The sequence below is a fragment of the Pantoea sp. CFCC18179 genome, assembly GCF_059412405.1.
Genome location: NZ_JBNBPM010000002.1, coordinates 139,190 through 151,023, shown reverse-complemented (window position 1 = coordinate 151,023; position 11,834 = coordinate 139,190). Strand labels below are relative to the sequence as shown.

Here is an 11,834-nt window from a genome sequence, read left to right as displayed (position 1 = left end):
CCCAACAAGATACTCTATAATCCCCGCTCCGCTGGCCCCTTAGCTCAGTGGTTAGAGCAGGCGACTCATAATCGCTTGGTCGCTGGTTCAAACCCAGCAGGGGCCACCAAATTTAGTGATTGAATTCATATAATTAAGCCACCCATCTCATAGGTGGCTTTTTTGTTTAGGCGATTAAGTGTCGATGAAATGTCGCACCAGCCGCTACTGCATTCACTCGCGTTCCATTTCGCTTACCTGCCAGCGCACTGAACTCACTCCTTTCTCCAGGCTAATGCGGCTGACCAGGCTTTCGAGCTGATCGGTTAAGGTTGGGTTGCCAATCACTTCGGCGTTCACTTCCATGCGATGCGGCGGATTCATGTCTTCACTGTGCAGTGATTGCAGGCGCAGGCCGCTGCTGCCCAAGGTGTGCAACATCAGGCTACGCACTTGTACTTCATCTTGCGCGAGGCAGATGATTTGTACTTTGTAATGTTGAACCACTTCCGCTGGTGAGACGATGGTTTGGCGATTGATGCCAAGCGCCAGTTCGCGCAGCAGAATGTTGGCGCAAAGGATAACCATGCAGCCAATTGCCGCCTCCAGTAGTAATCCCATGCTGCACAACACGCCCACCGCGGCAGTGCACCACAGCGTTGCGGCGGTGTTCAATCCACGGATATTAAGGCCATCACGCATGATCACGCCACCGCCGAGAAATCCAATACCGGAAACAACATAAGCCGCAACACGTGAGGCATCAGCCGCGATGCCGGGCACGCTTTGCGTCATCAGAACAAAAAGACAAGCGCCTGTGCTCACCAGCGCATTAGTACGAAGTCCAGTCATGCGTTGGCGGAGTTGACGCTCACAACCAATCAGCGCGCCCAAAACCAGCGCAACAGTGACGCGCAGTAAAAAAATTTTCCAATCCATAATAAAATCCTCAAGCCGCAGAACAAACATGCGGAAAGATGAGTTAAATAAATGGATTACAGACAGTGCCAATACCGCCATTTATCGGCAGCATTTCGCTAATGCAAAGGGGGAAATTCTGGAGGGAAATCCACCGTCTTAACGCGCAGCTAAGACAGCGTGAAGGCTATCTTACCGCGAGGTCCTGCTGTAATCGTTCGGGACTTGTGTCCAATTTTTAATCCTCTTGGGTAAAAGTTCGCCGCGATTCTAAAAGCCTTTTGTCGTGATGCCAATAACAAATTGCCGTTTGTTGAGGTTGGGTTAAGCACACAAAAAACCCGCCGAAGCGGGTTTGATTAGCGTCCGGTCATCAGCCAGCGGTTTAACGTGCCAGAGTTAGCATATCCGCTAATAATGGCGGCATAGCTGTCGAAACGGTTGGTCACTTCACTCACCTGGTTATTGTACAAATCGCTCTCCGCGCTCAGCACATCCAGTAATGAACGACGTCCTAAGTGATACCACTGATCGAAGAAATCTTTGCGGATACGATCCGATTCCACAATCAAGCTCTTATACAACACCGCACGCTCCGCCGTTGAATGCGCATTCTGACTGGCTGCCCGTACGCGGTTCTCTAAATCACGGCGCTGTTCTTGCACCTGCTGACGACTGGCTTCAGCACGTTTAATTGCAGCGATTTCCTGCGCATTAGTTGAACCGCCACGGAATAGACCCCAACTGACGTTCAAGCCGGTTTGCCAGGCTTGCTGACGACCAAGCTGGTCTTCACGGGTGTTTTTGCTTACCGTCCAGTTGAGTTTTGGCAAACCAGAAGCCTTGATCGCTTCAGCTTCTTTAAATGCCGCGCGTTCTTCCGCACTGGCGCGCAAGATCAGTGGATGCACATCAAGGCTGGTTAGCTGACGATCAAGATTGCCGAACGATAATGCCCATTTATCGCTTGCGGGTAAGGTGACCCGGCTATTGCCCATCAAACGATTCAGGGTGATTTCAACATCGCGTGCGCGAGACTCCGCATTCTCCAGATAACTCTGCGCCTGCAATAAGCGCCCTTTCGCCTGAGTCAATTCGCTACGACGTCCAGTGTCCGATTGCACAATGCCGCTCAACATTTTGGTCAGTTGCGCCATGCGCGCTAAATACTGTTTGCTGATATCAATCACATGCTGCTGTTTGTTCCATTCAATCAAGGCATTGCTGACTTGCATCGCCAGATCTTCACGCTGTGCCTGCACCGATTGCAGCGCCGACTTCACCCGCTCTTCACGGCTTTCGATGGTGCGACTGGTTTGGCCGAAATCAATCAAGTTGGTTGCGACCGATACGCCTAAGGCTGGCGTATTACTTTGATATTCATAATTTTTATTTCCGCTACCAAACTCTTTAGTTGCGGATGTGGCGTTAACATCCACCTGTGGCCAACGCTGGCCTTTGGCTTCATCCACACTGGCTTCAGCCGCATCGCCTTGTGCGATGTAGGACTTTAGTGAAGGACTGATGCGCCAGGTAATACGCGCGGCAGTAAGAAACTTTTGTCTTACTTCGCTCTCCGCCACCGTTTCATCAGCAGTTCCGCTCAAAGCCACCGGCGAACTTTTGACGGCTTCTTCAGCCGCTGGCGGGCTGGCGTAATTGAAATTAGGCTCTTCACTCGGCGCTGGCACAGAAATCACCGTTTGTGGCGGTACTGCTGGCTTAACATGTTGTACTGGATTAAATGGCTGAGCCGCTGGACGTCTCTGCTCCTCAGTCAGGAACCCGCCACCTTGCACCTCGGCAGGTTGAGCTGGCCGTGGATTAGCAGGAGCCACTTGCTCCACCGGCGGGTTGCGTAGCGGAGCAACAGTAACCGGGGCTGGTGCAGGCACAGAAGGCTGAGCAAACACTGGCTCTGGTCGTTCAGCATAAACCGGCTGCTGCGCCGGTGCTGAAACCACCGGGCGAGCAACCGTTGGAGCGGGTTGAATACGCGTCGGTGCAACAGGCACTGGTGCTGGAGCCGCCGGACGCTGGCCGCTCATCTCAGCAAACATCATCAATTCATTGGTCGAATTTGCCATTACGCTGATAGCCGGAGCCATCACCACCGCGACACAAACGGCGAGCGCAGAGAGTCGACGCGCCTGTGTGTGGCGCACCTTGTTATTATTTTTCATGATTATTAACGCTCGCGGAATGCTTCTTTGGCTTTCAGGACCGGCTTCAGCAGGTAATCGAGAATGGTTTTTTCACCCGTGCGCACTTCAACGGTAGCGATCATGCCGGGAATAATCGGCAGATCTTTATTACCCGCATGCAGTGTGCTTTTATCGGTCAGGATCAGCACGCGATAGTAGGTATCATCCGGGCGCCCACTGGCCGCTTTCTGATCGTCTTTCAAGGTATCCGGACTGATGTACTCAACATGTCCATCAAGGCCACCGTAAATCGCAAAATCATAGGCAGTGATCTTAACCTTGGCGGGTAAACCAGGCCGCAAGAACGCCACATCGGAAGGACGGATCTTGCCTTCCACCAGCAGTTGTTCTTCCAGCGGCACGATCTCAAGAATGTGTTCGCCCGGCTGAATAACGCCGCCGATGGTGTTAACGCGCACGTTTTTCACCGTGCCGCGCACCGGCGCGTTAATGGTGGTGCGATCGACGATATCCGCACGACCAATCAGATTTTCACTGACCTGGCTGAGCTCCAACTCCATGCGCCCTAATTCACCATTCGCCTCAGATTGATAACGGTTACGACGCTCGACAATCTGTGCCTGAATATCATTCGCCTGGCGCTGCATACGCAGCAGCTCAACTTCTGATAGCAAGCCTTTCGCCGCCAGCGGTTCGGCTAGGTTGATCTCGCGCATCGACAACGCATAACTGCGCTGTAATGAGGTTACGCTGTCATTGAGTGCACGTTTGCGCGCTTCATAGGCTTTAGTTTCCTGCTGTACAACCGCCGGATCGCTCTTCACCTGTTCATCGAATACCAACGGCTGCGCGTAAGCTTCGGCACGCAAACGTGAAATGCTGGCTTTTAGGCCGACTACTTTGCTGAGCACTTCGCGATAGCTCGATTGCGCACGCGTTGGATCGATTTTCAGCAGCACATCACCGCGATCCACCACCGTACCTTCCCGCACATTCATTTCCGCCAGGATGCCGCCTTCCAGACTTTGGATCACCTGCTCGCGACTGCGTGAAATGACTTTGCCATCACCTTTAGTGATCTCCTCGACGCGGGCGTAATTGGCCCACGTAATGCCAACACCTAATACGGCGATGATGATCCACATCACCAACTTAGAACCAGGCGTGGTTTGGGACAGCAGAGAAGCCTGCACATCATTCATAAACTCGGCATCAGCAGCGGAGAGACCTTTCTCACGCTTACGCCACGACATTAACTTACTCATACTGCAGCCTCCTCTGCCACAGCATTAGCGGGCGCTGTCGCCGCTAACGCATCATTCGCCGGTTCTGGCGCACGCACCGGTTGTTCAACCGCCTGGCGTGGTTGCTGGCGCGCCTTATTTTTTCCTTCCAACGCTGCCAGCACCTGATCTTTTGGGCCATCTGCGACCACTTTTCCTTCTTCCACCACGATGATGCGATCAACCAGCGCCAAAATGGATGGGCGATGGGTGACGACAATCAGCGTGTGTCCTTCGCTGGCGCGGCGTAAGTGCGCAAGGAACTGGTTTTCGGTCATGCTGTCCATCGCGCTGGTAGGCTCATCCATCAGCAGCACTTTAGGGCGCGTCAGCAATGTGCGTGCCAAAGAAACCAACTGACGCTGACCACCAGACAGACCTTCACCGCCTTCGCCAACCGTCAGGTTAATGCCGCTAGGATGGCGCGCCGCAACATGATCCAAACCCGTCAGGTTCAGTACGCGCAGCAGTTCGTTGGCGGTGGCATCTGGACGGCCAATCATTACGTTTTCGCGCAGCGTGCCGTAAAACAGACGCGCATCCTGGCCCACAAAGCCGACCGTTTTGCGCCAATCCGCTGGATCGATCTGGTTTACATCCAAACCATCGGCGGAGATCTGACCTTTGACTGGCTGATACAGACGTGCCATCACACGCAGCAAGGTCGATTTTCCGCTGCCGATACGCCCCAGAATCGCAACACGTTCTCCAGCTTTAATATTCAGAGAGATATCTTTAAGGATCTCTGGATTGGGCTTCATCGGCGGTGCTGGATACGAGAAATTGACGTTGGTTAGCGAGATCTGGCCGCTCAATGGAGGATCGGTGAGATAAGTTTTGCTGCTGTCGCGATCGACCGGCATTTCCATCAACTTGTTCAATGAGGTCAACGCGGCTTTAGCTTGTTGATAACGTACCGCTAAGCCAATCACCTGGCCCAACGGGCCTGTCGCGCGGCTGGCAAGCATGACGGTAGCGATCATCGCACCCATGGTGAAGGTGCCTTCATTGATCAGATACACACCGGCCACCACCAGCATCACCGTTTGGAATTGTTGCAGGAACGTCACTACGCCGGTTGCCAGCGTCGAGTAGCGTTTGGATTTCATTGAGTTAGCGGATTGCAGTGCGCTGAAGTTTTCCCAACGACGCTGCATGTGCGCTTCTCCGCCCACCGCTTTCAGCGTTTCCATGCCTTCAACAGATTCGATCAACACGCCTTGCTTTAATGACGCATCGCGCAGGTTCTCTTTCATGATGCGTGCCAGCGGCCACTGGATCGCTGCGCTGACAATGATGATCATCGGGATCATCATCAATGGAATGATCGCCAACGGACCGCTAATAAAGAAGATCACGCCAACAAACATCAGGATGAACGGCAGATCGGAAATCGCCGCCAGCGTTGCGGATGCCACGAAATCACGCACCGATTCATATTCACGGATCTGGTTGGCGAAGGTGCCTGATGACGCCGGTTTATGCTCCATTTGAATCGACAGTGCCTGACGGAACAGCATGCTGCCGAGCACCAGATCCGCCTTCTTACCGGCCATATCCAGCAAATGCGCACGTACAAAACGGGTAATGGCTTCGAACACCATGGCAATCGTCACGCCAATCGCCAGCGACCACAGCGTGACGAACGCTTGGTTTGGCACCACGCGATCATAGACGTTCATGGTGAAGAAGATGCTGGAGAGCGCCAATACGTTGATCAGCACCGCTGCAATTGCCGCGCTGCGGTAATAACGGCGGTAACGCCACAGCGTGGTGAACAGCCAATGTCCTTTGACTTCCGGCAGCATTTCGCTGGCGCGTTCATCGACTACCGCAGCGGGTTTTGCCAGCACGGCAAAGCCTGCGTAAATCTCATTCAGCTCTGCGAGACTCAACTCGACGGCTTCTGCACTGACCTCTGGCATCACCAGTTGGAAACGCAGTTCGCGCTGCTTTTCCTCATTGGTGTGGATGCGACGTGACAGCACAATGCAGCCGCCGCCATTTTTGCGCAGCAGAATCATCGGCATTAATTGTTCAGGGAGATCCTGCAAGCGGCGCTCTACCATGCCGCCGGTTATGCCTGCATTCTCCAGTGCCGTCATGGCTTGTGAAGGTGATAACAATGTCGCTTTAGGCAAACCTGCCACCAGCGCTTCTTCGCTTTTCTCACGTTTGTAGTGTTTGCAGATCCAAGCCACGCTTTTCAGCAGCGTGTCATCCACCGTGGTTTCAATACGAGCAACAGAACGCGCATCCTGCTCCACAGCATCCTGCTTCTGGTCGACCATTTCCCGACTCCTGTAAACCTGACAAAAAAACGGTGAGCGCATAGCCCACCGTTGAACCTGTTTGAATTGGGAAAATTCTGACAGAAGGCAGGTTTCAAGCCGTCCAAGACTTGTCTCAAACGGTGTTCACTATTTGTTTAAAAGCATGTTTAAAGGCGCGAGATAGCGCTTTGAGGCGGAGAAAATTGTGCGGCTGTTGATGCTTGTCCTGGGCGTGATATCTTACTCGCTCGCTTGATAGCAATCGGACAAATAACAATGGCAAAACAGCGTGTAGGAATCGTGTTTGGTGGGAAATCGGCCGAGCATGAAGTGTCATTACAATCAGCTAAAAATATCCTTGAAGCCATTGATAAGCGCAAATTCGAGGTGGTGTTGCTGGGGATTGATAAACAGGGCGAATGGCATCTGAATGATGCGTCAGGTTTCTTACTTAATGCTGAGAATCCGAAGCTGATCGCGCTTAATCGTTCTGGTGAAAACGTTGCATTGGTGCCTGGTAGCGCATCGCAACAATTCATCACTCGCCAACAAGCACAGCCCCTGTCGCAACTGGATGTCATTTTCCCTATCGTGCACGGCACGCTGGGTGAGGACGGCTCGCTGCAAGGTTTGTTGCGCATGGCCAATTTGCCGTTTGTCGGCTCTGACGTGCTCGGTTCCGCGGTCAGCATGGATAAAGATTTCACCAAACGTTTGCTGCGTGATGCCGGACTGAATGTGGCACCGTGGCTAAGCGTGACTCAGGCGCAACGTGCGCAGGTGGATGCACAAGCGGTGATTGATCGCTTCGGCCTGCCGCTGTTTATCAAACCGGCTAATCAAGGTTCTTCGGTTGGCGTGAGTAAAGTGGATAGTCTGGACGCATTCGATGCCGCGCTGGATCTCGCTTTCACTTTTGATCGCAAAGTCTTGATCGAGCAAGGTATTAAAGGCCGCGAGATCGAGTGTGCGGTGCTGGGTAATGATGCCCCAGAAGCCAGCCCATGCGGCGAAGTGGTGGTGCACGATGCGTTCTACTCATACGACACCAAATACATCAGCGAAAGCGGTGCGCAAGTGGTGGTGCCAGCGGCGATAAGCGATGAAGCCAGCGCGGCAATTCGCGCCGTGGCGATCCGCGCATTTCAGGCGCTGGAATGCTTTGGCATGGCGCGTGTCGATGTGTTCCTGACCGAATCAGGCGAGATTATCGTCAATGAAGTGAATACCTTACCGGGCTTCACCAACATCAGCATGTATCCAAAGTTATGGCAGGCGGCGGGCCTGAGCTACAGCGATCTGATTACCCGCCTGATTGAGCTGGCGCAGCAGCGTCATCAACAAGCCAGCCAGCTTAAAAGCAGCATGTGATGAAACAGCATGACGTGGTTCACGCCACGTCATGCATGATGTTGCGCGGTTCCATTGCCGGTGAAGTTTGGTTGCGGCCATTGCGTTTGGCGAGATAGAGATTTTTATCCGCCGCCGAGACCAAACGGTTGATTACGCTCGGCCATTCGCGCTCGCTCAGAGCGCTGCCGCGCGCCAAACCTAAGCTGGCCGTCACCGTCACGGTGTTGCCCTGGATCCAGAATTTCTCTTTCACCATCGCTTGCCGCACCATCTCGGCGAGGTTGTATAACTGGCCGTGATTGTAGTCAAACACCACCACCACAAACTCTTCGCCGCCAAAGCGGCACACCATGCCGCGATTCCCCACCACTTGCTGAATACGACGCGCAATCTCTTCCAACACGCCATCGCCGGCATCATGACCAAAGTTGTCGTTAATGGCTTTGAAATAGTCGACATCCAGCATCACTACGCCCGCTTCACGCTGCAGTGAAAAAGGCTCGTTCTTCAGGCTTTCATATAAGCCGGAACGTGAAAGCAGCTGGGTGAGAAAATCAAAATTGGCGCGCAACGCCAGGCGATGATTGAGCTGGCGAATCGCATCCATGCTCACCGCCACCAGCAACGGGCTGAGCGCGACGGTCGCCACGCCAAGTCGCGCCGAGGTGAGATGGCTGATTGGCAGCAGCGCATCGTCGCCCTGAATGTTCATCACGCCATGTGATACCAGTACGATCTCGGTGATGCCGGTGATCAGGATCACCAGGCTGGTGAGCGGAATCGGTAATACAATCGCGCACCAGATTAAGGCCGGAACCGGGAATGTCAGGCTGCCAGCGCCACCAATCATCGCCCCTACGATCAACGACAACACTACCGCCGCCAACGGCAGCAGTTTGCCGGGATGGCGCAGGATGCGCGGTGAAACCGTACGTAACGGACGCGCCAGCATCACCGGCAGCAGCATTAGCGAAGTAGAGAACTGCTCACTAAACCAATCGCCCCACGCCACAATGAAACGAGCATTAAAATCAACATCTTGCGCCCAAGCGCCCCAGGTGGCGCAGGCTGCGGCCGCCAGAAAACAGGCCGGGAAAATGCGCATCGCATTGAACACCTGGCTATTGGCCGACGGGCGTTGCAGATGTTTGATCAGCATGCTGACCGCAACGAGGATAAACAGAATATTGGCGAAGTTAACCGTAAACGCGGGCAGCGCCCAGCCGGAAAATACCGTGTCGTTAAAAATCATCGCACTGAAGCACACCAAATAGCTCGAGGTGGTATGCAGATGCGGATTACGCACGATCAAACCGGCAACCAACGCATTCACTGGCCAGAACAGCGAGAACTCTTGCGGAATGCGTAAGTGGCTGCCAATAAAGCAGAAAAATAGCGTGATGAAGAACAGCGTGAGGGCATTCTTTTTAAAATTATTCTCTTCAAACAGCATAACGCGCATACGTCTGAACCCTGTAACCTGGAAATCGCTGCCATCAGCCATTGGCATCAGCAAGCATTAAACCTGAAATCACCTCACGATGATTCGGTAATTAAGCGAGTGTTCGTCATCCTACTCTGCGGCTGGACGGCGCTTAATCTGCCATGAAAGCAGAATCGGAGCCAAGTGGCATTGTGGAAACGCCAGAGATTGAGGATAAAACGTGCGGCAATTATGCCCTGCAAATAAAAAAATCGGCTATCCGAGATATCCGATTTTTGGCTTGAAAACGTGTTTTCCAGTCGAGACTTATTGCAATTTAACCGCAGTGGGCCATCGATTTAGGCGAATTCCGCGTTGTGGCGCATTCTCACCAAAGTCCTTCAGCACCGCTTTGACATCGGGATCCATGTAATCCGCATTATTGTTATCGACCACCACCACGCTGTTTTCTGGAATTTCTGCCAGCAAACCCTGCAATTTAGGGTTGTGCATAAAGGTCAGATTTTGTTGTAGGCGCAGCACGTAGTGATCGTCATGGCGCGTGAGCTGCAAGGCATTGCGATGGCTTTTATAGATGCTGCACAGAATCTGGGTGGCGATGCCCAAGCCGATGCCCGCCAACATGCCCAATACGATGATGCCGCCGATAGTGGCGAGGAATGGGACATACTGCTGTGGCCCCATGCGTATTTGCTCGACGAACAAACGCGGCGTCGCCAGTTTGTAGCCGGTGTACAGCAGCACCGCCGCCAGGCTCGCCAGTGGAATAGCGTTGAGCAGATTGCTGAACCACAAACCGCAGATCAGCAGTAGCATGCCATGCAGCAAAATAGACAATTTGGTCTGTGCCCCCACGCTGACATTCACGGAACTGCGCACGATTACCGCCGTAATCGGCATCGCACCGAGAAATCCGGCGGTTAGGTTACCGATGCCTTGGGCAAACATCTCTTTGTTTGGCGAGGGCGCAGGATGTTGCGGACGCAGCTTTTTCAGCGCTTCCTGGCTGAGCAATGTTTCGAGACTTGCCACCAACGCCAAGGTGATCGCCACTACCCACACTTGAGGATTTTGCCATGCTAGCCAATCTGGCGTTTCAAGCTCGGCGACGACTGCAGACAGGCTATCGAACGCCGGCAGCGTAATGCGCGGCAAACCTTCTGCCAGCGAAGGCAGCAAGCGATCGCCAAACACCGTGGCGGCACAGCCGAGTAATACCGCCACCAGCGGTCCCGGAATCCAACTCAAGGCTTTCACCGCTTTGATCAGCGGCGTGGTCCACAACCATAAAATCAGTAAACCCACACCAGCCACCAGCATGGCGCTGGCAGAGAATTGAAATTCGCCATTGACCAGTGAAATCAGTTCAGCATCGCCTGCCGCGCCGAATGCCACCGGAATCTGCTGCATGATCAGCAGCAGGCCAATCGCCGCCAGCATGCCTTTAATCACGCTGCTGGGCACCAGAGCGATGAAACGCCCCGCGCGCAGTAAGCCGAAAACACACTGCAATATGCCCGCCAAAATCAAGGCGGTAAGAAATGCGGAGAAACTGCCCAAGGTAGCAATAGAAGCCACCACGATGGTGACCAATCCCGCGGCAGGTCCGCTAACGGCAAAACGTGATGGGCTCAGCGAGGTGACCAACAGGCCGCCAATGACACCGGTAAGCAAACCGGCAAAAGGCGGCAATCCGCTGGCTTGAGCAATCCCCAAACACAGCGGCAAGGCGACCAGGAAAACCACCAGACCGGCAGGAAGATCCTGACGCAGCGTATTTAAATTCATGTTTACGTTTCCTTTGCATATCGAGCAACATCAAATTGGTGCTTACCGCACGGCAAAGCCCCTCTGCGATTATTCGCTAATAAGGTTTTAGGTATCGCCACAATAATCTTTTGTTAGCGCGCGGAAATAACGCTTTCCGGCTAATAGCGCTGCGAATTGGCGTATTGATACCGAGACACTGCGCGAGAAAGAAGAACTCCCTCACATAAATTGTTTATAGACGCTAATGCATAGAGTTGCACCATGCCTATATCCGCTAGCGGCAACATACCTCACTTTGTAAATTAAGGTTCAGTAACCGTATGATTTATGTAAAGTTATTTAATCAAGAAGCCATTCACAAACGCAAGTAAAAACCAATAATAACAATCAGGTAATTCCATTTTTTAATCATCCATTCTCAATGCTATTACAAAACAATACACATAATATTTTCAAGCCTATTGGTTGGATAAATAAATTAAACCTTTTGTGTTGGGATGATTCCTAATTATAAAATTTATGATTGGTGTGATTAACTGCCTGATGAGGCAATTGGTGAAATTATTCACTGAACGCACCGGGTAAAATAAGAGAGAGATAATGAAATTAATAAGAAGAATAATAATAACTGTAAAAAGTAAATTGCCGT

The 11,834-nt window shown here is 52.7% G+C and carries 7 protein-coding genes and 1 tRNA gene; 2 read left to right on the top strand and 6 right to left on the bottom strand.

The window, feature by feature from the left end; translation table 11 throughout:
• Positions 1-33: 33 nt before the first annotated feature.
• Positions 34-109 (top strand) — tRNA-Ile (locus tag ACPUC7_RS05320).
• Between the two features lie 104 nt (positions 110-213).
• On the opposite strand, the gene ACPUC7_RS05315 is transcribed toward ACPUC7_RS05320, so the two are convergent.
• The 4 genes from ACPUC7_RS05315 to ACPUC7_RS05300 all read right to left on the bottom strand — a co-directional run bounded on the left by ACPUC7_RS05315 (position 214) and on the right by ACPUC7_RS05300 (position 6,636).
• The gene (locus ACPUC7_RS05315; RefSeq protein WP_494922030.1) at positions 214-918 is read right to left on the bottom strand and encodes an MgtC/SapB family protein; all 705 of its coding nucleotides are present in this window, start codon (positions 916-918) and stop codon (positions 214-216) included.
• 338 nt (positions 919-1,256) lie between these two features.
• Entirely contained in the window at positions 1,257-3,080 is a 1,824-nt protein-coding gene (locus ACPUC7_RS05310) for a TolC family protein (RefSeq protein WP_494922029.1), read from the bottom strand.
• Between the two features lie 5 nt (positions 3,081-3,085).
• Positions 3,086-4,327: an HlyD family type I secretion periplasmic adaptor subunit gene (locus ACPUC7_RS05305; protein WP_494922028.1), complete on the bottom strand. Its 1,242-nt coding sequence runs from the start codon at positions 4,325-4,327 to the stop codon at positions 3,086-3,088.
• Positions 4,324-6,636: a type I secretion system permease/ATPase gene (locus ACPUC7_RS05300; RefSeq protein ID WP_494922027.1), complete on the bottom strand. Its 2,313-nt coding sequence runs from the start codon at positions 6,634-6,636 to the stop codon at positions 4,324-4,326. The genes ACPUC7_RS05305 and ACPUC7_RS05300 overlap by 4 nt, the downstream gene beginning before the upstream one ends.
• A gap of 258 nt (positions 6,637-6,894) precedes the next feature.
• Here ACPUC7_RS05300 and ddlA point away from each other — a divergent pair, with 258 nt between their 5' ends.
• Positions 6,895-7,989 carry a D-alanine--D-alanine ligase gene (gene ddlA / locus ACPUC7_RS05295; RefSeq protein WP_494922026.1) on the top strand — a complete coding sequence of 365 codons (1,095 nt, stop codon included), beginning with the start codon at positions 6,895-6,897 and terminating at the stop codon, positions 7,987-7,989.
• A gap of 19 nt (positions 7,990-8,008) precedes the next feature.
• On the opposite strand, the gene ACPUC7_RS05290 is transcribed toward ddlA, so the two are convergent.
• Together ACPUC7_RS05290 and ACPUC7_RS05285 are read right to left on the bottom strand one after the other, a co-directional pair.
• A complete protein-coding gene (locus ACPUC7_RS05290; protein WP_494922025.1) occupies positions 8,009-9,433 on the bottom strand; it encodes a GGDEF domain-containing protein in 1,425 nt (474 codons plus the stop codon).
• 288 nt (positions 9,434-9,721) lie between these two features.
• Positions 9,722-11,203 (bottom strand): SulP family inorganic anion transporter, encoded by a 1,482-nt coding sequence (locus tag ACPUC7_RS05285; RefSeq protein WP_494922024.1) that lies wholly within the window; start codon positions 11,201-11,203, stop codon positions 9,722-9,724.
• Positions 11,204-11,834: the final 631 nt, after the last annotated feature.